Origin of the sequence: Nonomuraea gerenzanensis, assembly GCF_020215645.1 — a bacterium.
Taxonomy (GTDB): domain Bacteria; phylum Actinomycetota; class Actinomycetes; order Streptosporangiales; family Streptosporangiaceae; genus Nonomuraea; species Nonomuraea gerenzanensis.
The window spans coordinates 7,760,553-7,782,094 of record NZ_CP084058.1 but is presented as its reverse complement, the minus strand read 5'-3'; the positions used below and the strand labels follow the sequence as shown (position 1 = coordinate 7,782,094).

Here is a 21,542-nt window from a genome sequence, read left to right as displayed (position 1 = left end):
CCGGCGGTCCCGCGTCCCCGGCCCATGACGGGCCGGCGATTTCCGGCACATGCCTGGTCAAGCGGACACCCGCACTCCGCTGACCTCCATGGGCTCGGCACACCCCGCCCACCGAGCCGAGCCCCCCGCCGCGCGCCCGAGACCCCATCCCACGGGCGCGCGGCGGCCCTCATCTCAGCACTCCCTCGGATCAGCCCCGCCTGGTGCGGGTGGAGCCCAGGCTGGCGGCCACGATGCACACGATCGCCGCCCACTGCTGGACGTGCAGGATCTCGCTCAGCAGCAGCACCCCGATCAGCGCCGCCACGGCGGGCTCCAGGCTCATCAGGATGCCGAACACGTGCTTGGGCATCCGCCGCAGCGCCTGCAGCTCCAGCGAGTACGGGATCACCGACGACAGCAGCCCCACCCCGAGCCCGATGAGCAGCAGCTCAGGCTGCAGCAGGTCCGCCCCGCCCGTCGTGACGCCGATGGGCAGGATCACCACCGCGGAGACGATCATCGCGAAGGACAGCCCGGTCGTGCCGGGGAAGCGCTGCCCGGCCGCCGCCGACAGCAGGATGTAGGCCGCCCAGCAGGCCCCGGCCACCATCGCGAACCCGATGCCCGCCCAGCTCACCGTCGCCGACTCGCCCCACGGGGCCAGCAGCACCACGCCCATCGCGGCCAGCCCGACCCACACCAGGTCGATCCGCCGCCGGGAGGCGGCCACCGCCACCCCCAGGGGCCCGAGGAACTCGATCGCCACCGCGATCCCCATCGGCAGCCGCGCCAGCGCCTCGTAGAAGGTCAGGTTCATCACGGCGAGCGTCAGGCCGAAGCCGGCCCCGACCGCCCAGTCCCGCCAGCTCATCCCGCGCAGCCTGGGCCGCGCGACCGCGCCCATGATGAGCGCCCCGGCGGCGATGCGCAGGAACACCACCGCGCTCGGCGGCAGCGTCGCGAACAACTCCTTGGCGAACCCGGCGCCGAGCTGCACCGAGAGGATGCCCAGCAGCACGAGCGTCGAGGGCGGGATGGAGTCGGCCGCACTGCGGAGCAGATTGCCCGGCCGGGGCAGACCGGGACCCCGGTCGATGGGGTCGTCGAGGGCGAAGGCGGTCACGGGACTCCTTGGACGGATCAGGGTGAGCAACCGTCAGAGCCTACTCAACGCGTCCGATATTCCCGCCCTAAGGTGGTACTACTGCCGACTGGATCATTTATTCGGACAAATCCACCATGGACGTATGGAAGCCCCCGCACTCCCCGTGAGCCTCGCCCGACCTCCGCTCGCCCTGTCCGTGTCCGGGTTCGTCAGCAGCTTCGACCGCTTCGCCGTGAGCCCCATGCTCGTGCTCATCGCCGCCGACCTGGGCGTCTCGCTGTCGGCCTCGATCGCCGCCGCCAGCGGCTACTACCTGGCGTACGGGCTGACCCAGCCGCTGTGGGGCCTGCTGTCCGACCGGTTCGGCCGCGTGCGCGTGATGCGATGGGCGCTGTTCGGCGCGGCGCTGGCGGGCGCGGCCTCGGCGCTGATGCCCGTGCTGTGGGCGCTCGTCGTGGCCAGGGTCGTGACAGGGGCCTGTTTCGGCGCGGTGATCCCCACGGGGCTGACGTACGTGGGCGACACCGTCCAGCCCGCGGTGCGCCAGCGCGCGCTCACCGACCTCATGGCCGCCGCCGCGCTCGGCACGGCGCTGGCCACGGGGCTGGGCGGGGTCGTCGCGGGCCTGGTGGACTGGCGGGTGGCCTTCACCGTGCCCGCCGCCTGCGCCCTGGCCTGCGCGCTGGCGCTGCGCACGCTGCCCGAGCCGCCCCGGCACCCGAACGCCGGGCACGGCGTCCTGGGGCACCTGAGGGCCGTGCTGGGGCAGCGCTGGGCGCTGCTGGTGTTCGCGCTGGCCTTCACCGAGGGGGCCATCATGCTGGGCGCCATGCCGTTCCTGGCCCCGGCGCTGCAGCACACCGGGCTGGCCGCCGCCGTGGCCGGGTTGTCGATCACCGCGTACGGGCTGGGGCTGTGGGTCTTCGCCAAGCTCGTCAAGCGCCTGTCGGGGCGCTGGCCCGCGCCCGTGCTGATGCTCGTCGGCGGCGCGCAGCTCTGCGCCGGGTTCGCGGTCGTGACCGTGCAGGTCAGCGTGCCCGCCGTGGCCGTCACGGCGCTGCTGCTGGGCGGCGGCTGGTCGTTCCTGCACTCCTCGCTGCAGACCTGGGCCACCTCGGTGGTGCCCGAGGCCAGGGGGACCACGATCGCCTTCTTCGCCTGCGCGCTGTTCGTGGGCAGCGCGGTCTCCTCCTGGGCGGCGGGGCCGCTGGCGCAGGACGGCCGCTACGGGCTGCTGTTCGGGCTCGCGGCCGGCGCGGCCATCCCCCTGACGGCGGTGGCGGCCCTCACCCGGCACCGTTACGGCGCGCTGCGCGCGGAACCGCCCCAGCCCGGCTGACACCTCCGCGGAGGCTCACTCCCAGCGGAACGTGCGCGAGACCAGCCCCAGCGACAGCACCGCCCAGGCCACGAGCACGACCACCGGGACCAGCGGGAGCGCCGCGCCCTCGGTGAGCACCGCGCGCAGGCCGCCGGTCAGCGCGGAGATGGGCAGCGCCTCCAGCACCGGCCGCACCCCTTCGGGGAACTTGCTCAGCGGGAACATCACCCCGCCCACCCCCAGCAGCACCAGGTACACCAGGTTGGCCGCCGCCAGCGTCGCCTCGGCGCGCAGCGTGCCCGCCATCAGCAGCCCCAGCCCGCTGAAGGCCGCGGTGCCCAGCACGACCAGCAGCACCGCGCTCAGGAACGAGCCCTGCGGCCGCCACCCCAGCGCCAGCCCCACGGCCACGATGACCACGGCCTGGATGACCTCCACGGCGGCGACCGCCGCCGTCTTGGCCAGCATGAGCCCGCTCCTGGACAGCGGGGTCGCGCCCAGCCGCTTGAGCACGCCGTAGCGGCGCTCGAAGCCGGTGGCGATGGCCTGCCCGGTGAAGGCCGTGGACATCACGGCCAGCGCCAGCACGCCCGGCGTCAGGAAGTCGACCCGCCGCCCGGCGCCGACGTCGATCAGCGGCGCCAGCGAGAACCCGGTCAGCAGCAGCACCGGGATGACGAGCGTGAGCAGGAGCTGCTCGCCGTTGCGCAGCATGGCCCTGATCTCGGCGCCGGCCTGCGCCAGCACCATGCGCGGGAACGGCGCCGCGCCCGGAGCGGGGCTGAGGTCGAGCGCGGTCATCGGGCTCCTCCGCGGGCAGGGCCGGGGTCGAGGGCGGTCATCGCAGCTCCCTGCCGGTCAGCTCCAGAAAGACGTCTTCGAGGGTACGGCGCTCGATGCGCAGGTCGTCGGCCGTGACGCCCTCGGCCGCGCACCAGGCCGTCACCGTGGCCAGCAGCTCGGGCCCCACCAGGCCCTCGATGATGTAGTGGCCCGCCGGCGACTCCTTGGCCGCGCTGCCCGTGGGAAGCGCGTTGAGCAGCTCCTCCAGCGCCAGCCCCGGCCGCGCCCTGAACCGCAGCTGCCGCTCGGCCCCGGTGAGGGAGGCGGGGCTGCCCTCGGCCACCACGCGCCCCCTGTCGATGATCACGACGTGGTCGGCCAGCCGCTCGGCCTCGTCCATGTGGTGGGTGGTCAGCACCACCGACACCCCGGCCGCGCGCAGCTCGCCCACCAGCTCCCAGCAGGCGTGCCTGGCCTGCGGGTCGAGGCCGGCCGTCGGCTCGTCGAGGAAGACCAGCTCGGGCCGCCCGACGACGGCCGCCGCCAGTGACAGCCGCTGCTGCTGCCCGCCCGACAGCCGCCGGTACGGGGTGCGTACGTGATCCGTCAGCCCCAGCCGCTCCAGCAGCGCGCCCGCGTCGAGCGGGTGCGCGTAGAAGCGCGAGACCAGCCGCAGCCACTCCGCGCAGCGCATCGCCGGCGGCACGCCGCCCGCCTGCAGCATGACCCCCACCCGCGCGCGCAGCTCCGGCAGCGCGGGCGCCAGGCCCAGAACCTTGACCGTGCCCGCGTCGGCCTTGCGGAACCCCTCGCAGATCTCCACCGTGGACGTCTTGCCCGCGCCGTTGGGACCGAGGACCGCGGTGACGGCGCCGCGCTCGGCGCGGAAGGTGAGGCCGTCGACGGCGGTGCTGCCGCCGTAGCGTTTGACCAGGTCGACGATCTCGACGGCTGGGGAATCCATGGCCACGAGTTTAGGGACTCCCGCACGCGGTCCGGGCCGCAGGTAAGCATGACCGCATTCGCCGGGTCCGGTAGCCCATCGGACGAAGTTTCAGGAAATATCTGATGATTGGGAATTCGGAGGACCGAAACCGGGTTCAACCACTCGGCCCTCGTGGGCCGCCGGCCTACGAGGGAGAGGGGTACACGCATGTCCGTGGCAGAAGTAGCCACGCCCGCCGCAGTCGTCCATGAGAGCCGGAAGAGCCGCCGCGGCGTGCTGCTGCTGATCCTCGGCGCCCTGTCGGCGATCGGGCCGCTGTCCATCGACATGTACCTCCCCGCCCTGCCCGCCATCACCTCCGAGATGCTCAGCGGGGAGGCGCAGGTCCAGCTCACGCTCACCGCGTGCCTCATCGGCGTGTCGCTCGGCCAGGTGATCGCCGGCCCGACGAGCGACGTGCGCGGGCGCCGGGTGCCGCTGATGATCGGCGTGGCCGGGTTCATGGTGGCCTCGCTGCTGTGCGCGTTCGCGCCCTCGGTGCCGATGCTGATCTTCTTCCGCCTGTTGCAGGGCATGCTGGGCGGCGCGGCGCTGGTCATCGTCCGAGCCGTGGTCCGCGACCTGTACGACGGCCCCGCCATCGCCCGCATCTTCGCCACGCTGATGCTCGTCAGCGGCCTGGCGCCGATCCTGGCCCCCATCGCCGGCGCGCAGCTGCTCGCCTTCACCTCGTGGCGCGGCGTGTTCGTGGCGCTCAGCATCGCCGGGATCGTGCTGCTGCTGGCCGTGGTGGCGGGCGTGCGCGAGACGCTGCCCGCCGAGGCGCGCGAGAGCGGCGGGCTCAGGCACACCGTCGGCACCTTCTGGCACCTCCTGCGCGACCGCACGTTCATGGGCTTCGCGCTGACCGGCGGCCTGTCGTTCGCGGCCATGTTCGGCTACATCTCCGGCTCGCCGTTCGTGCTCCAGGAGGTGTACGGCGCCACGCCGCAGCAGTACTCGCTCATCTTCGGCATGAACGCCTTCGCGCTGATCGCCACCTCCCAGCTCGGCGGCCGGCTGTCGGGCCGGGTGCGGCCCGAGCTGCTCGTGCGCGCCGGGCTCGGCGTCGCCCTGCTGGGCGCGGCGCTGCTGATGACCGCCGCGCTGGCCGACCTGGGCCTGTGGGGGATCGTCGGCGGGCTGGTCGTCATCATGCTGGGGCAGGGCCTCGTCCTGCCCGGCACCGGCGCGCTGGCGCTGGGCTCGCAGCCCGCGCAGGTGGCGGGCAGCGCCTCGGCGCTGACCGGGGTGCTGCAGTTCGCGCTCGGCGCGGCCGCCGCCCCGCTGGTCGGACTTGCGGGAACCGGTTCCGCGGTGCCCATGGCCTGTGTCATGCTCGGGCTCTTCATCTGCTCGGCCCTGACGTTCACGATCCTGGGCCGCCGGGCGCAAGTTAGGTAAGGCTACCCTGCGTGACAAATTCCATTCCCGCCCCTGCTCAGATCCGTTTGTGAAGCGGGAAGGAATTACGGCACACTGATGTTGTGAAAAACATGCCCTTGATGGAGCCCGGTGGTGAGCGCGGCACCCGCGCCCGCGTGGCCAGGCTGATTCTGGAGCATGGTCCCGTCGCGGCCGCGGCCCTCGGCGAGCGGCTCGGGCTCACGCCCGCCGCCGTCCGGCGTCACCTCGACGCGCTGCTGGCCGACGGGATGATCGAGCCTCGCACGGTGCGTCCGCGCGGTCAGCGCGGGCGCGGACGGCCGGCCAAGCTGTTCGCGATCACCGACGCGGGGCGCAGTGCTTTCGAGCACGCCTACGACGACCTGGCCGGGAGCGCGCTGCGTTTCCTGGCCGAGCGTATGGGGCGAGAAGCCGTGGCAGACTTCGCCCGCGAGCAGGTGGCCAGCCTGCTCAAGCGGCTGGAGCCCGTCATGGCGACGGTGCCAGCGGACCAGCGCGTGCAGGTGCTGGCGCAGGCGCTGTCGGCAGAGGGGTATGCCGCCTCGGCCAGCAAGGCCAAGTCGGGCGGCGACCAGCTCTGCCAGCACCACTGCCCGGTGGCACACGCGGCGGCGGAGTTCCCGCAGCTGTGTGAGGCCGAGACGGAGGCGTTCGCGCAGCTGCTCGGCACTCCGGTGCAGCGCCTGGCCACGATCGCCCACGGCGACGGGGTGTGCACGACGCACGTGACCCCGCAGTCTTTGGCCGATTCCGCACATAGAGACAAGAGCAAGGAGACCGGAAGGTGACTGTCACCGACCGCCCGGAGCTGGAAGGCCTCGGGAATTACAAGTTCGGCTGGGCCGACCCGGATGCCGCGGGCGCGGCGGCCAAGCGCGGCCTGTCCGAGGAGGTCGTCCGCAACATCTCCGCGCTCAAGAGCGAGCCGGAGTGGATGCTCGACCTTCGCCTGAAGGGCCTCCGCCTGTTCGACAAGAAGCCGCTGCCCACCTGGGGCTCCGACCTCACCGGCATCGACTTCGACAACATCAAGTACTTCGTGCGCTCGACGGAGAAGCAGGCCGCCTCCTGGGACGAGCTGCCCGCCGACATCAAGAACACCTACGACAAGCTCGGCATCCCCGAGGCGGAGAAGCAGCGCCTCATCGCCGGTGTCGCGGCCCAGTACGAGTCCGAGGTCGTCTATCACAAGATCCGTGAGGACCTCGAGGAGAAGGGTGTCATCTTCGTCGACACCGACACGGGCCTGAAGGAGCACGAGGAGCTCTTCAAGGAGTACTTCGGCTCGGTGATCCCGGTGGGCGACAACAAGTTCGCCGCGCTCAACACCGCCGTGTGGTCCGGTGGCTCCTTCATCTACGTGCCGCCGAACGTCGAGGTCGAGATCCCGCTGCAGGCCTACTTCCGGATCAACACCGAGAACATGGGCCAGTTCGAGCGGACCCTGATCATCGTCGACGAGAACAGCTACGTGCACTACGTCGAGGGCTGCACCGCGCCGATCTACTCCTCCGACTCGCTGCACAGCGCGGTCGTCGAGATCATCGTGAAGAAGAACGCCCGCTGCCGTTACACGACCATCCAGAACTGGTCGAACAACGTCTACAACCTGGTGACCAAGCGCGCCGTCGCCTACGAGGGCGCCACCATGGAGTGGATCGACGGCAACATCGGCTCCAAGGTCACGATGAAGTACCCGGCCGTCTACCTGATGGGCGAGCACGCCAAGGGCGAGACGCTGAGCGTCGCGTTCGCCGGCGAGGGCCAGCACCAGGACGCCGGCTCCAAGATGGTGCACCTGGCGCCCAACACCAGCTCCAGCGTCATCTCCAAGTCGGTGGCGCGCGGCGGCGGCCGCACCTCCTACCGCGGTCTGGTGCAGATCGAGGAGGGCGCCCACGGCAGCGCCAGCACCGTCAAGTGCGACGCCCTGCTGGTCGACCAGATCAGCCGCTCCGACACCTACCCGTACGTCGACGTCCGCGAGGACGACGTCTCGATGGGCCACGAGGCCACGGTCTCCAAGGTCAGCGAGGACCAGCTGTTCTACCTCATGAGCCGCGGGCTCGACGAGGACGAGGCGATGGCGATGATCGTGCGCGGCTTCGTGGAGCCGATCGCGCGTGAGCTGCCCATGGAGTACGCGCTCGAGCTCAACCGGCTGATCGAGCTGCAGATGGAAGGAGCCGTCGGCTGATGGGCCTGAACGAGAAGCCCCTGTCGACCCTGCACGAGAAGGCGTCCTACGACCTGGGCGACTTCGAGGTCCCGACCGGGCGGGAGGAGGCGTGGCGCTTCACGCCGCTGTCCCGCCTCAAGGGCCTGCACAACGGCAAGGCCGACCCGGTCGGCCACGTCCGCGTGGACGTCGACGCCGCCCCCGAGGTCACCGTCGAGACGGTCGGCCGCGACGACGCCCGCGTGGGCAAGTCGTTCATGCCGACCGACCGGGTGAGCGCCCAGGCCTGGAACAGCTTCGAGAAGGCCACCGTGATCACGGTGCCGCGCGAGGCCGTCACCTCCAAGCCGACCGTGCTCACGCTGACGGGCGAGGGCGACGGCGCCACCTACGGCCACATCGTGGTCCAGGTGGAGCCGATGGCCGAGGCCGTGATCGTGCTCGACCACAAGGGCAGCGCCGTCTACGCCGACAACATCGAGTTCGTCGTCGGCGACGGGGCCAACCTCAAGGTCGTCAGCCTGCAGGACTGGGCCGACGACGCGGTCCACGTCTCCCACCACCACGCGCGCCTGGCCAAGGACGCCACCTACCGCAGCTTCGTGGTGACGCTCGGCGGCGACCTGGTACGCCTGTCGCCCAGCGTCACCTACACCGCCCCGGGCGGCGACGCCGACATGTCGGGCGTCTACTTCGTGGACGCCGGGCAGCACCTGGAGCACCGCCTGCTGGTCGACCACTCGCAGCCCAACTGCAAGAGCAACGTCGACTACCGCGGCGCGCTGCAGGGCGAGCAGGCGCACGCCGTCTGGATCGGCGACGTGATCATCAGGGTCGAGGCCGAGGGCACCGACACCTACGAGCTCAACCGCAACCTCATCCTCACCGACGGCGCCCGCGCCGACTCGGTGCCCAACCTGGAGATCCTCACCGGCGAGGTCGCGGGAGCGGGGCACGCCTCCGCCTCCGGCCGCCTCGACGACGAGCACATCTTCTACCTCCAGGCCCGCGGCATCCCCTACGACGAGGCGCGCCGCCTGGTCGTGCGGGGCTTCCTCGGCCAGCTCGTCGAGAAGATCCAGATCGAGGAGATCCGCGAGCGCGTCATGAACGCGCTGGAGGCTGAACTGAGCCGATGAGTTCGTTCGAGAAGGTGTGCAAGGTCGCGGACATCCCCGACGGGGGTGTCATCGGCGTCGAGGTCGGCTCGGGCGAGACGCCGGTGGCGCTGGTCCGCAAGGGCGAGGAGGTCTTCGCCCTGCACGACGTCTGCTCCCACGCCGAGGTCAAGCTCAGCGAGGGCGAGGTGTACGACGGCACCCTGGAGTGCTGGCTGCACGGCTCGTGCTTCGACATCCACACCGGCAAGCCCACCGGGCCGCCCGCCACCCAACCCGTGAACGTCTACACAGTGAAGATCGACGGCGATGACGTCCTCGTCTCGCTCTCGAAGGAGTCCTAAGCACATGTCCACCCTTGAGATCCGTGACCTCCAGGTCGCCGTCGAGGACAAGGAAATCCTGCGCGGCGTCAACCTGACCGTGAAGGCCGGGCAGACCCACGCCATCATGGGCCCCAACGGCTCGGGCAAGTCCACGCTCGCCTACGCCATCGCCGGCCACCCGAAGTACACGATCACCGGCGGCCAGGTGCTGCTCGACGGCGTGGACCTGCTTGAGCTGTCCGTCGACGAGCGCGCCCGCGCCGGCCTGTTCCTGGCCATGCAGTACCCGGTCGAGGTGCCCGGCGTCTCGGTGTCCAACTTCCTGCGCTCGGCCGTCACCGCCGTGCGCGGTGAGGCGCCGAAGCTGCGCGAGTTCGCCAAGGACCTGAAGGCCGGCATGGACGCGCTGTCCATCGACCCCGCCTTCGCCCAGCGCAACCTGAACGAGGGCTTCTCCGGCGGCGAGAAGAAGCGCCACGAGATCCTCCAGATGGAGCTGCTGAAGCCGAAGATCGCGGTGCTCGACGAGACCGACTCCGGCCTCGACGTCGACGCCCTGCGCGTGGTCTCCGAGGGCATCAACCGCTTCCGCGCCACCGGCGAGACCGGCGTGCTGCTGATCACCCACTACACCCGCATCCTGCGTTACGTGAAGCCGGACTACGTGCACGTCTTCGCCGCCGGCCGGATCGTCGAGGAGGGCGGCCCCGAACTGGCCGAGAAGCTCGAGGCCGAGGGCTACGAGCAGTACACGAAGGCATCTGCATGACTTCCACCAGCTTCGATGTGGAGAAGATCAGGAAGGACTTCCCGGTCTTCTCCCGCGAGCTGCCCGACGGGCGACCGCTCGTCTATCTCGACTCGGGCAACTCCTCACAGAAGCCCAACCAGGTCATCGAGACCATGCGGGAGCACCTGGCGCTGCACTACAGCAACGTCGGGCGCGCCATGCACGTGCTCGGCGCCGAGTCGACCGACGCCTACGAGAGCGCCCGCGACAAGATCGCGGGCTTCGTCGGGGCGCCGTCGCGCGACGAGGTGATCTTCACCAAGAACGCCTCCGAGGCGCTCAACCTGCTGGCCTACAGCTTCGGCAACCCGGCCAACAGCGACCCCCGCTTCACCCTCGGCCCCGGCGACGAGATCGTCATCTCCGAGATGGAGCACCACTCCAACATCGTGCCGTGGCAGCTGCTCGCGCAGCGCACCGGCGCGAGCCTGAAGTGGTTCGGCGTCACCGACGAGGGGCGGCTCGACTACGACCCCGCCCTCATCACCGAGCGGACGAAGATCGTCTCGATCGCCCACCAGTCGAACGTGCTGGGCACGGTCAACCCGGTGGCCGCGATCGCCGCGCGGGCGCACGAGGTCGGGGCGCTCATCGCGCTCGACGCCTCCCAGTCCGTGCCGCACCACCCGGTGGACGTGACGGAGCTGGGCGCCGACTTCGTGGCCTTCACCGGCCACAAGATGGTCGGCCCCTCCGGCATCGGCGTGCTGTGGGGCCGGGCCGAGCTGCTGGAGGCCATGCCCCCGTTCCTGGGCGGCGGCGAGATGATCGAGGCGGTCTGGATGGACCGCTCGACGTACGCGCCGATCCCGCACAAGTTCGAGGCGGGCACGCCGCCGATCGTCGAGGCCATCGGGCTCGGCGCGGCGGTCGACTACCTGACCGAGGTCGGGCTCGACGCCATCGAGGCCCACGAGCGGGAGCTGACGGCGTACGCGCTGCAGGCCCTGCGCGAGGTGCCCACGCTGCGCGTCATCGGCCCCGAGACGCTGGAGCAGCGCGGCGGCACCGTGTCCTTCACGCTGGAGGGCATACATCCGCACGACGTGGGGCAGATCCTGGACGACCAGTTCGGCGTGGCCGTACGCGTCGGGCACCACTGCGCCCGGCCGCTGCACCTGCGGTTCGGAATACCCGCGACCACGCGGGCGTCGTTCTACCTGTACAACACCACGGGCGAGATCGATGCCCTGGTTCGCGGCCTGCATCACGTTCAGAAGGTGTTCGCATAGCCATGATCGGCGAGTCGATGTACCAGGAGCTGATCCTGGAGCACTACAAGCACCCGCAGGGGCGGGGGCTGCGTGAGCCGTACGACGCCGAGGTTCACCACGTGAACCCGACGTGCGGCGACGAGATCACGCTCAGGGTCAAGGTGGGCGACGCCGGCAAGATCCTGGACGTGTCCTACGAGGGGCAGGGCTGCTCGATCAGCCAGGCCGCCGCCTCGGTGCTGCACGAGCTGGCCACCGGTTCCACGGTGGACGAGACGCTCTCGGTGGTCGACGAGTTCACCCGGCTGATGCAGGGCAGGGGACAGGTGGAGGCCGACGAGGACGTCCTCGGCGACGCTGTCGCGTTCGCGGGCGTGGCCAAGTTCCCGGCGCGCGTTAAATGTGCGTTGCTTTCGTGGATGGCCTACAAGGACGCTGTTGTGAGGAGTGCTGGGCAATGAGCAAGCCCACCGAGACGCCGACCGGCTACGACGGTGACACCACCGTCGAGGAGGTCATGGAGGCGCTCAAGGACGTCGTGGACCCCGAGCTCGGCATCAACGTCGTGGACCTGGGCCTGGTCTACGGGCTGAACCTGGACCCCGCCGACGGCGGGCAGCCCGTGTGCACCATCGACATGACGCTGACCAGCGCGGCCTGCCCGCTGACCGACGTGATCGAGGACCAGGCGCACTCCGCGCTGGACGGCATGGTCTCCGATGTGAAGATCAACTGGGTCTGGCTGCCGCCGTGGGGCCCTGACAAGATCACCGACGAGGGGCGTGAGCAGCTCCGTATGCTAGGCTTCAACGTCTGATCTTTCTGCTGTCACCCCTGACGGTCAAGCGTCAGGGGTTTAGCATGCAATGCGGGTTTCGGAAAGTCCGGACCCATAGCCGGGGAATATCCGATAACATCCCCGGCGTTGAGTTACAGGAACACCTGACGTCTCATCACGCGTCTCGCATCGCCTGCGGCCGGTGCCCCGGGTGTGTCCCCCCTCATCTTCACCCCGCCCTCATAGCGGCGGGTGCCCTGGAATCTGGTACGGCCCCCGGGGCCGTACGCCCTGGCTCGTCCTTTCGCAGAAGTGACGCGCCACTTCGACGGAAAGGCACGACTTTCGTGACCATGCTTGACGCTGTCATGCCCTCGCTCGGCGACGCCTCCACTGCCGTGGAGAACATCCCCGCCGCCGAGCCGGGCCCGTCCGAGTTCGAGCTGCTCGGCCTGCCGAAGCCGCTCGTCACCGGGCTGGCCAAGCTGGGCTTCGACAGCCCGTTCCCCATCCAGAGCGCGACGATCCCCGACGTGCTCGCCGGCCACGACGTGCTCGGCCGCGGCCAGACCGGCTCCGGCAAGACGCTCGCGTTCGGCCTGCCGACCATGGCCCGCATCGCCGGGGTGAAGCCCGCCTCCGGCCGGCCGCGCGCCATGATCCTCGTGCCCACCCGTGAGCTGGCCCTCCAGGTGCACGACGCCCTCGAGCCCCTCGGGCGCGGCCTCGGCCTGCGCATGAAGGTCGTCGTCGGCGGCATGTCCATGGGCAAGCAGATCGAGGCGCTGCGCCGTGGCGTGGACGTCGTCATCGCCACCCCTGGCCGCCTGGGCGACCTGATCCGGCAGGGCGAGTGCTCGCTGGGCGACGTCGAGGTGAGCGTGCTCGACGAGGCCGACCACATGTGCGACCTCGGCTTCTTCCCCGTCGTCACCGACCTGCTCGCGCAGACGCCGGCCGACGGCCAGCGGCTGCTGTTCTCGGCCACGCTCGACGGCGACGTCGACAAGCTGGTGCAGCGCTTCCTCAAGGACCCGATCACGCACTCCGTGGCGCCCGCGACCTCGCCGGTCGACACCATGGAGCACCACGTGATGCAGGTGACCCGCGACGACAAGTTCGACGTGATCGCCGAGATCGCCAACCGTGAGGGCCGCACCATCATCTTCGTGCGCACCCAGCACGGCGTGGACCGGCTGTGCAAGCAGCTGGCCCGGGTCGGCGTCAAGGCGGGCGGCCTGCACGGCGGCAAGCGCCAGAACCAGCGCACCCGCATCCTGTCGGAGTTCCGCGAGGGCTCGGTCAACGTGCTGGTCTGCACCGACGTCGCGGCCCGCGGCATCCACGTCGACAACATCAGCCTGGTGCTGCACGTCGACCCGCCGCAGGACCACAAGAGCTACCTGCACCGCGGCGGCCGCACCGCCCGCGCCGGCGAGAAGGGCACGGTCGTCACGCTGGTGCTGCCGAACGAGCGCCGCTCGACCGACGCGCTGACCCGCCGCGCCGGGATCCACCCGTTCCGCTTGAAGGCCACGCCCGGCCACCCCAGGGTCGCCGAGGTGACCGGGGCCCGCACGCCGAGCGGCGAGGCCATCCCCGTGTGGGAGCCGGACGTGCGCAAGCCGCTGCGGCCCCGCCGCGAGGGCGGCGTCTCCGAGCGCCGCGGCCGCCGTGGCCGCCGTGACTTCGACGGCGAGCGCCGCCCGCGCCGCCACGACGACGGCGACCGCCCGTTCGGCGGTTCCGGCGAGGACCGGCGTCCGCGCCGCCACGAGGACGGCCAGCGTCCGTTCGGCGGTTCCGGCGAGGACCGGCGTCCGCGCCGCCACGAGGACGGCGAGCGTCCGTTCGCCGGCGGCGGTGCCGCCGGGGACGACCGCCGGCCGCGCAGGCACGGCGAGGGCGAGCGGCCGTTCGGCCGCACGCAGGAGCCGCGCACGTTCGGGCGTTCCCAGGAGCCGCGCACGTTCGGCGACGACCGCCGGCGTGACGGCCAGGGGCGCGGTGGCTACCGCTCCGACGACCGCCCGTTCCGCCAGGACGACCGCGGTGGCGACCGGGGCCCGCGCTACAACTCCGACCGTGGCCGCCCGTTCTCGGGTGACCGCGACCGTGGCTTCCGCCCCGACGACCGCCCGGCCCGTGACGGCTACCGTTCCGGTGACCGTCCGGCGCGTGACGGTTTCCGCGCCGGCGAGCGTCCGGCGCGTGACGGCTACCGTTCCGGTGCCGGCCGCTCCGACGAGCGCGGCAACGGCGGCTTCCGCCGCAACTCCTCCGGCCGCCGCTTCGAGCGCTGACCGGCTGTTTCTCCTGGCTGCCCGCCGCACCTTCCCGGTGCGGCGGGCAGCGCCGTTCTCAGCCCTTGAGCCCGCTGAGCGCGATGCCGCGTACGAAGTAGCGCTGGAAGAGCAGGAAGAAGACGATCGTCGGCACCGAGGCCAGCAGCCCACCCGCCATGATCGCGCCCTGGTGGTCGGGGCCCGCGTAGTAGGAGTTGAGCCGGGCCAGCGCCACCGGCAGGTTCGCCATCTCGTCGCTCTGCACGATGATGAGCGGCCACAGGAAGTTGTTCCACTCCGCCAGCACGATGAAGATCGACATTGCGGCGAGGGCCGGTCTCAGTAGCGGCAGCACGATCTGCCACCAGATCCGCCACTCCCCGGCGCCGTCCACCCTGGCGGCCTGGATCAGCTCGTCCGGCAGCGACTGCAGGAACTGCACCAGGAAGAACAGCACGAACGCCTTGGCCAGCGCCGGCATGATGTAGGCGGCGTAACTGTCGAGCCAGCCCAAGTTCCGCATGATCACGTAGTTGGGGATGAGCGTGGTCTGCCAGGGCACCATCATCGAGGCGATGACCATCAGGAAGATGGCCCTGCGGCCCTTGATGTCGTGCTTGGCGAGCACGTACGCGGCCAGCGAGCAGATCAGTAGCGACCCGACGGTGGTGACGGCGGTGATGAACAGGCTGTTACCCAGGAACCGCCAGAACCCGAAGTCCACCTGGAACCGCTGGAAGATGCCCTGCAGATGGCCCGGGTTGATCCGCTCCGGCGACCACTGGGCGTCGTAGAAGTTCGCCACGGTGGGCGAGTGCGGCACGAACGACGGCGGCGTCCTGGCCAGCTCGGACGGCGGCTTGAAGACCGTGATGAGCAGCCAGTAGAACGGCACCACCATGGTCAGCGACAGCAGGTAGAACGGCAGGCGCAGCAGCCGGCCGCCGGTCCCGGAGCGCCGGCGGCCGGAGGGGGTGCCCCCGCCGCGCCCCGGGGCCGCCCGGGTGATCGTCTCCACCGGGGCGACGGCCATCACAGCTCCTTCATCGCGCGGCCCAGGCGCAGGTTGACGAGGCTGAGCACGAAGATGATCAGGAAGAGCACCCAGGCGATCGCCGAGGCGTAGCCCAGCTTGAAGTGGGTGAAGCCCTGGTCGTAGAGGTAGGGCACGATCATCAGGCCGGAGTCGAGCACGCCGCCGACGCTGTTGGTGCCGCGGAAGACGATGTAGACCGCCTCGAACACCTGGAACGCGCCGATCAGGCCGGTCACCACGACGTAGGTGGTGACCGGGCGCAGCAGCGGCAGCGTGATGTGCCGGAAGCGCCGCCAGGCCGAGGCGCCGTCGATCTCGGCCGCCTCATAGTACTCCCGGGGGATGGAGCCGAGGCCGGCGACGTACAGGATCATGCCGTAACCCATGCCGCCCCACACCGACATCAGCACGAGAATCGGGATGGTCAGCCCCGGCGTGGCCAGCCAGGCGACCGCCCCGCCGCCGAACCAGCTCACGATCGTGTTGGCCAGGCCCACGTCGCTGGGGAACAGGACCCACTTCCACATCAGCATGAGCGCGATGGAGGAGGTCACCGAGGGCAGGAAGAACACCGTGCGCATGATCCGGTGCGACCAGCCCGGGCCGTCGAAGGCCAGCGCCAGCCCCAGGGACAGCAGGGTGCCCAGCAGGACGGAGGCCACCACGTACAGGCTGGTGTTGCCGATCGCGTGCAGGAACCGGTCGTCGGCCGTCAGCCGCCGGAAGTTGTCCAGGCCGGTGAAGGTGGCCGGGTTGATCCCGTCGAACGTGGTGAAGCTCAGGTAGAGCGAGTTGGCCAGCGGCCAGATCAGGAACGCCGCGAACAGCGCGAGGAAGGGCAGCAGCATCGCGTACGAGGTGCCGTAGCGGCGCAGCCTGCCGCGCAGGGGGATCGCCATGGTGGGCCCCCGCTATCCGGCGTTGGCCCGCATGACCTTGGCGGCCTCCGCCAGCGCCGTCCTGACGTCCGCCTTGCCGAGGATGGCCGACTGGAGCTGCTTGGAGACGTCGGGCGCGCTCTCGTCCCAGCCGGGGCAGCCGGGCGCGGCCTTGCCGGTGCTGAACGCCTGCTCGAACACCTGGGCCTGCTCGGGCGTGAACGACGAGGCGGCCACCACCTTGTCGGGGCGCGGCGGGATGTAGGGCAGGTTGCGTTTCCTGGCCTCCTCCACGATCGCGGCGATGGCCTCGTCGCTGTACATGAACCTGACGAAGTCCGCGCCCGTCTTGGCGTGCCGGCTGAAGGACGTCACGCCGATCGCGCGCCCGCCGATGAACGTCGTCGGCCCCGCCGGCCCGGCAGGCAGCGTGGTCATCGCCCACTTGCCCTTCAGCTTCGGCTTGTTGACGTCCATGCCCTTGGCGATCCAGTTGCCGCCCACCACCAGCGCTGTGCCGGTGTCGAGCGCGTCGGAGGCCTCCACACTGGCGGTCGGCGCCCCGTGCTCGCGGTAGAGGTCCACCCAGTACGCCAGCGCCCGTTCAGCCTGCGGGGTGTCCAGCGAGGGCTTGCAGTCGGGCGTGTAGAACGTGCCGCCGGCCTGGTAGAGGTAGTTGAAGTAGCCGATCCAGTCGAGGTTGCCCCAGTCCTGGCTGTACGGCTTGGCCACCCCCGCGGCCTTCAGCTTGCCGATGGCCGCCGTCAGCTCCTCCCACGTCTTCGGCGGCGCGTCCAGCCCGGCCTGCTCCAGCAGGTCCGTGCGATAGTAGAGGGCCAGGGTGGACATGTCCAGCGGCACCCCGTACACCGAGCCGTCGGGGGAGACCGCCGACTCCCACTGCGCGGGCTGGGCCTGCGCCTTGAGCGAGTCCAGGCCGTGCTCGCGCAGGTCCACCATGGCGCCCCTGGCGCCGAACTGGATGGTCCAGGTCATGCCGCCGGAGATGACGTCGGGGCCGCTGCGGCTGGTGGCCGCCGCCAGGAGCTTGGCGTACGCGTCGTCCCACGACAGGGTCTGCACCTTGATCGTCACGTTCGGGTGCTGCTGGTGGTAGAGGTCGGCCGCCTTCTGAAAGATCGCGGTCTCGTCGTCGCCGCCCGTGGACCAGAAGGACAGGGTCGCGGGGGCGTCGGTCGCCGCCTGCTGGGTCTGAGGCCGGCCGCTCGTGGCGCAGGCCGCGCTCACGAGCGCGAGCAGGACCGTGGTGCATGCCGCCGTGGTACGTCGCATGGGGAGCCATCCGATCTCTCGCCGCCTGATGTGCGGAATCACATCACTTAAACGGGTAAGTGACAACTCGGAGTCATGTAAGTTTCACGGGCTTCTTACTGGCCCGCCGCTGAGGTGTGGAGATGCGGGTTTGGCACGATGCAGGGCTCGGGCGCTCGCCGCTTTCCCGGTTCAGGACGGACGCAGAGACCGTCGTCGCCTGGAGGAGGTTCGATGGTCTCCTTGCCATGGACCGCGGCCGATGCCGACAATCGCACCAGGACCCTGTCGTGCCTCTTCGCCGCTCGGGTCATTCTGGGGAGCCGGACATGGATCGACTGTTGGCCGTACCCGTCGAGCTCGCTGATGGCGACGTCGTCGTCTTCGAGGTCGATGGCGATCTCGCGGGACCCGATCTTGACCTTGCCGCCGGTGACGGGGTCGTCGCGCGGGCACGCACGTCCCTGGACATTGCCTTACGCAGCCTCAAGCCCGCCGTGTCCCGGATAGTCGACACCGTCCGTGAATCCGCGCCCAGCGAGATCGAGATCGAATTCGGGCTGAAGATCAGCGCGGAGTCCACGGTCGTCGTCGCCAAGGGCACCACCGAAGTCAACTTCGTGGTCCGCGCGGTGTGGAAGCGGTCCTGAGCGATGGGGAGCGTATCGCGGCGTGGATTCGTGGCCCGCATCCGCCGCGGCGGAGACGAGGAGGCCGTGGGCGTCGGCTTCGTCGTGGGCGAACGGGAGATCGTGACCTGCGCCCACGTCGTCAACGCGGCCATGGGGCGGGACAAGACCGTGGCCGACCGGCCGGCCCGGAATACTCGGATCCACATCGACTTCCCTCTTCTCGGTGACGCCGATGGCGCACCGCTGAGAAGCTGCAAGGTCGTGTCGTGGAGCCCGCCGTCGACGGCCGAGCCGCGCGGGCGGGACGTCGCCGGGCTAGTGCTCGTCGGGGGCGACACCTTGCCTCGGGGAGCCGGTCCCGCGCGGCTGGCGAGCGGTAAGGGACCGCCGCAGGCCGACATCACCATGTTCGGCTATCCCAGCTCCCCCTCCAGGGCCAACGGAGGGTGGACGACGTGCACCTTCCGCGGCGCGGTCGCCGGCGGCCTGCTGCAGCTCGATGTGAAGGGCGAGTCGGCGCTGCGGGCGCAGCCGGGATACAGCGGCAGCCCGGTGATCATGGAGGACGAGTGGGGCGACGTGGTCGTCGGCATGCTCGTCGTCGCTTCCCGCGACGGCAGAGCGGGTGACGCCTACGCCGTTCCCGTCTCGCACATGGCGGCCGCCTGGCCCGAGGCGCTCTCCAACAGCTCCGTGCCGCCCTGCCCGTACCGGGGGTTACGTGCGTTCACCGCGGAGGACGCACGCGCCGGGATCTTCGTCGGGAGGGAGGACGAGATCGCCCGGCTCCGGTCCATGGTGCAGGCCAGCCCGCTGATCCTGGTGGTCGGGCCCTCAGGCGTGGGCAAGTCCTCCCTGGTGGCCGCAGGCCTCGAACCCGCGCTGCACGCGGAGGGCTGGGGGGTGACGTCGTTCAGGCCGGGGCGTTCACCGTTCGACGCCGCGGCCCACGCGCTGCTGAGCCTGGTCCGGACAGGCCGGGCACTCTCTCTGGCCGACCTGAACGCCTGCTCCGACCAGGTGCGGCAGTACGGCCTGACGAACGTCGCGGAGAAGATGGCCCTCATGGTGAACAGACCGGTGGCCGTCATCTGCGACCAGATGGAGGAGCTCTTCGCCGCCGACCAGAACAACGGCGAGGGCCTGGACTTTCTGCGTCAGTTGCTTCCTCCCGTCGGCGGCGGCCCGCCCTCCGCCGTACGGCTGGTCTGCACGTTGAGGGCCGACTTCCTGCCCGCGATCCTTGAGCTACCGGGAATGGGGCTGAGGCTGCAGGACCGGCAACTGAACGTCTCTCCGTTGGACGAACCGGCACTCACCCGGGTAATCGTGGAGCCGTCCACCGTCGAAGGGGTGACGTACTCACCAGGGCTGGCCCACCTCATCGCCACGGAGGCCAGCAGGAGCAGAGGCGGACTGCCGCTCCTCGAGTTCACGCTGACCGAGCTGTGGGCGATGCAGACCAAACGCCAGCTGACCTTCGACCACTACCACGAGCTTGGTGGAGTCGCGGGAGCACTGAACCGGCATGCGGAGGAGGTGTATCGCAAGCTCTGCGCCGAGTTCGACGAGGGCAACATCAGGCGGGTCCTGCTGGCCATGGTGCGCGCGAGAGGCGGCGCGGCGAGCGCGGTCAGGGTCGTTGCGCGGCGTGAGCATCTCGGCGACGGCTGGAAGATCGCCGAAGCCCTCGCCGGCCCGTCCAACCGGCTGGTGGTGCTGGCACCGGAAGGGCCGGACACCTCGGAGATCGCGCACGAGGCCCTGATCAGGGAATGGAAACGTCTGCGGGACTGGGTCGACGCCGACGCGCAGTTCCAGCGCTGGCTGATACTGATGGAGGAGCGTTCCGCGGAGGGCGACCTGCTCTCCGACGTACGGATGGCCGAGGCCCAGCAGTGGCTGGTCGAGCGCCCGGATGACATCCCGCCCGCGATCGTGTCGTTCGTCGAACGTAGCGAGAAGGACATCAAGCTCAAGATCGAAGCCCTGCGGGCGCAGGACGAGCTGCGTCGCGCCAACACCGAGCTGGAGGACAAGGCGACGCTGCTGGCCAAGCAGAACCGCGCGATCGAGATCCAGAACTTCCAGATCGAGCAGGCCCGCCGCACGCTGGAGGAGCGCGCGGAGCAGCTCGCCGTGTCCATCCGCTTCAAGTCGCAGTTCCTCGCCAGGATGTCGCACGAGCTCCGCACACCGCTCAACGGCCTGCTCATACTGGCCAGGCTGCTGACCGAGAACGCCGAGGGCAACCTGTCCGCGCAGCAGGTGGAGTACGCCCGAACGATTCACGGCTCCGGCTCGGCGCTGCTGCAGCTCATCAACGACCTGCTCGACCTGTCCGACCTCGAGGCGGGTCAGCTCAGAATTCACCCGGACCGGATGGCGTTGCCGAAGACGGTGGAGCTGATGGAGGCCCTGTTCGCATCGCCGGCGCAGGCCAAGGGGCTGTCGTTCGGCGTGGACGTCGAGCCGGAGGTGCCGCAGGAGCTGCGGGCCGACGAGCAGCGGCTGCAGCAGGTGCTGCGCGGCCTGCTGTCCAACGCGGTGAAGTTCACCCCCCGCGGTGAGGTGCGGCTGCGGGTGTCGATGGCTCCGCCGGGGATCGGTTTCGACGACGACAGCCTGCACGACTCTACCGACCTGCTGGCGTTCCAGGTGATCGACACCGGCATCGGCATCCCGCCCGACAAGTTCGGGGTCATCTTCGAGGCGTTCAGGCAGGCCGACGGCACGACGAGCAGGAAGTACGGCGGCACGGGCCTGGGCCTGGCCATCTGCCGCGACATCGCCAGGCTGCTCGGCGGCGAGATCCACGTGGACAGCGAGCTGGGCAAGGGCAGCACGTTCACGCTCTACCTGCCCGCCTCCTATACCGGCCCGCTGGCCGCGACCGACCCGGCCCCGACACGCAGGCAGCCCGTCCCCCCGCCGGCCGCAGAGCCGGCCGTGCCCGAGCCGCCACTGGGGCTGCCGCTGCCCCGCTTGGCGGAGCCGCCCGTCGAGCTGCCCACCCGATGGCAAGGTGATGACCCGCTGAACGGCGCCAAGATCCTGATCGTGGACGACGACATCCGAAACGTGTTCGCGTTGACCAGCGTGCTGGAGCGGCACGGCTCGACCGTCGTCTACGCGGAGAACGGGCGGGAGAGCATCGAGCAGCTCGAGAGAAACGAGGATGTCGCCCTCGTCCTGATGGACATCATGATGACCGGGATGGATGGATGGGCGACGACCTCGGCTATCCGCCGGATGCCCCAGTTCGCTGATCTGCCGATCATCGCGCTGACCGCCAAGGTCATGCGGGGCGATCGGGAGAAGTCCATCGCCTCCGGCGCGTCCGACTACGTGCCCAAGCCGGTGGACGTGGACCGTCTGCTCGAACGGCTGCGCGGCTGGCTCAGCCGGAGCTCCGCGGGCTCCACCTCCGGACCGACCGAACCGTCCTGAA

The 21,542-nt window shown here is 70.3% G+C and carries 19 protein-coding genes; 13 read left to right on the top strand and 6 right to left on the bottom strand.

What is annotated here, in order from left to right:
• Positions 1-190: 190 nt before the first annotated feature.
• Positions 191-1,105: an EamA family transporter gene (locus tag LCN96_RS36010; protein WP_225266890.1), complete on the bottom strand. Its 915-nt coding sequence runs from the start codon at positions 1,103-1,105 to the stop codon at positions 191-193.
• A 124-nt stretch (positions 1,106-1,229) separates the two neighbouring features.
• Between LCN96_RS36010 and LCN96_RS36005 the strand changes: the two genes are divergently transcribed.
• Positions 1,230-2,426, top strand: coding sequence for an MFS transporter (locus tag LCN96_RS36005; RefSeq protein ID WP_225266889.1), 1,197 nt, complete (start codon positions 1,230-1,232; stop codon positions 2,424-2,426).
• Positions 2,427-2,441: 15 nt separating this feature from the next.
• Here LCN96_RS36005 and LCN96_RS36000 read toward each other — a convergent pair whose 3' ends face one another.
• Both LCN96_RS36000 and LCN96_RS35995 read right to left on the bottom strand, forming a co-directional pair.
• Positions 2,442-3,209 carry an ABC transporter permease gene (locus LCN96_RS36000; RefSeq protein WP_225266888.1) on the bottom strand — a complete coding sequence of 256 codons (768 nt, stop codon included), beginning with the start codon at positions 3,207-3,209 and terminating at the stop codon, positions 2,442-2,444.
• A gap of 37 nt (positions 3,210-3,246) precedes the next feature.
• Positions 3,247-4,155 (bottom strand): ABC transporter ATP-binding protein, encoded by a 909-nt coding sequence (locus LCN96_RS35995; protein WP_225266887.1) that lies wholly within the window; start codon positions 4,153-4,155, stop codon positions 3,247-3,249.
• Between the two features lie 255 nt (positions 4,156-4,410).
• On the opposite strand from LCN96_RS35995, the gene LCN96_RS35990 reads away from it, so the two are divergent.
• The 10 genes from LCN96_RS35990 (at position 4,411) to LCN96_RS35945 (ending at position 14,291) form a co-directional block, all read left to right on the top strand.
• Entirely contained in the window at positions 4,411-5,580 is a 1,170-nt protein-coding gene (locus tag LCN96_RS35990; protein WP_225266886.1) for a multidrug effflux MFS transporter, read from the top strand.
• 92 nt (positions 5,581-5,672) lie between these two features.
• On the top strand, positions 5,673-6,371 hold the full coding sequence (locus LCN96_RS35985; protein WP_225276134.1) for a helix-turn-helix transcriptional regulator: 699 nt from the start codon (positions 5,673-5,675) through the stop codon (positions 6,369-6,371).
• Positions 6,368-7,780, top strand: a complete 1,413-nt coding sequence (gene sufB, locus LCN96_RS35980; RefSeq protein WP_225266885.1) for a Fe-S cluster assembly protein SufB — start codon at positions 6,368-6,370, stop codon at positions 7,778-7,780. The genes LCN96_RS35985 and sufB overlap by 4 nt, the downstream gene beginning before the upstream one ends.
• Positions 7,780-8,901, top strand: coding sequence for a Fe-S cluster assembly protein SufD (sufD, locus tag LCN96_RS35975; RefSeq protein WP_225266884.1), 1,122 nt, complete (start codon positions 7,780-7,782; stop codon positions 8,899-8,901). The genes sufB and sufD overlap by 1 nt, the downstream gene beginning before the upstream one ends.
• On the top strand, positions 8,898-9,224 hold the full coding sequence (locus tag LCN96_RS35970; protein WP_225266883.1) for a non-heme iron oxygenase ferredoxin subunit: 327 nt from the start codon (positions 8,898-8,900) through the stop codon (positions 9,222-9,224). The genes sufD and LCN96_RS35970 overlap by 4 nt, the downstream gene beginning before the upstream one ends.
• Positions 9,225-9,228: 4 nt before the next feature.
• Positions 9,229-9,975 (top strand): Fe-S cluster assembly ATPase SufC, encoded by a 747-nt coding sequence (gene sufC, locus LCN96_RS35965; RefSeq protein WP_225266882.1) that lies wholly within the window; start codon positions 9,229-9,231, stop codon positions 9,973-9,975.
• Complete coding sequence (locus LCN96_RS35960; RefSeq protein WP_225266881.1) at positions 9,972-11,228, top strand: cysteine desulfurase; 1,257 nt, start codon at positions 9,972-9,974, stop codon at positions 11,226-11,228. Before sufC ends, LCN96_RS35960 begins: the two co-directional genes overlap by 4 nt.
• Before the next feature lie 2 nt (positions 11,229-11,230).
• Positions 11,231-11,671 carry a Fe-S cluster assembly sulfur transfer protein SufU gene (gene sufU / locus LCN96_RS35955; protein ID WP_185103397.1) on the top strand — a complete coding sequence of 147 codons (441 nt, stop codon included), beginning with the start codon at positions 11,231-11,233 and terminating at the stop codon, positions 11,669-11,671.
• Positions 11,668-12,027, top strand: a complete 360-nt coding sequence (locus tag LCN96_RS35950; protein ID WP_225266880.1) for a metal-sulfur cluster assembly factor — start codon at positions 11,668-11,670, stop codon at positions 12,025-12,027. The genes sufU and LCN96_RS35950 overlap by 4 nt, the downstream gene beginning before the upstream one ends.
• A 314-nt stretch (positions 12,028-12,341) precedes the next feature.
• Positions 12,342-14,291, top strand: coding sequence for a DEAD/DEAH box helicase (locus LCN96_RS35945; protein WP_225266879.1), 1,950 nt, complete (start codon positions 12,342-12,344; stop codon positions 14,289-14,291).
• A 58-nt stretch (positions 14,292-14,349) separates the two neighbouring features.
• Here LCN96_RS35945 and LCN96_RS35940 read toward each other — a convergent pair whose 3' ends face one another.
• From LCN96_RS35940 to LCN96_RS35930, 3 genes are read right to left on the bottom strand one after another with little or no spacing between them, the layout of a single operon-like run.
• Positions 14,350-15,306: a carbohydrate ABC transporter permease gene (locus LCN96_RS35940; protein WP_225266878.1), complete on the bottom strand. Its 957-nt coding sequence runs from the start codon at positions 15,304-15,306 to the stop codon at positions 14,350-14,352.
• On the bottom strand, positions 15,306-16,208 hold the full coding sequence (locus LCN96_RS35935) for a carbohydrate ABC transporter permease (RefSeq protein ID WP_225266877.1): 903 nt from the start codon (positions 16,206-16,208) through the stop codon (positions 15,306-15,308). Before LCN96_RS35935 ends, LCN96_RS35940 begins: the two co-directional genes overlap by 1 nt.
• Before the next feature lie 12 nt (positions 16,209-16,220).
• A complete protein-coding gene (locus LCN96_RS35930) occupies positions 16,221-17,480 on the bottom strand; it encodes an extracellular solute-binding protein (RefSeq protein ID WP_225266876.1) in 1,260 nt (419 codons plus the stop codon).
• A 308-nt stretch (positions 17,481-17,788) separates the two neighbouring features.
• On the opposite strand from LCN96_RS35930, the gene LCN96_RS35925 reads away from it, so the two are divergent.
• Both LCN96_RS35925 and LCN96_RS35920 read left to right on the top strand, forming a co-directional pair.
• Positions 17,789-18,109 carry a CU044_2847 family protein gene (locus LCN96_RS35925; RefSeq protein ID WP_225266875.1) on the top strand — a complete coding sequence of 107 codons (321 nt, stop codon included), beginning with the start codon at positions 17,789-17,791 and terminating at the stop codon, positions 18,107-18,109.
• A gap of 30 nt (positions 18,110-18,139) precedes the next feature.
• Positions 18,140-21,541 carry an nSTAND1 domain-containing NTPase gene (locus tag LCN96_RS35920; protein ID WP_225266874.1) on the top strand — a complete coding sequence of 1,134 codons (3,402 nt, stop codon included), beginning with the start codon at positions 18,140-18,142 and terminating at the stop codon, positions 21,539-21,541.
• Position 21,542 lies beyond the last annotated feature (1 nt).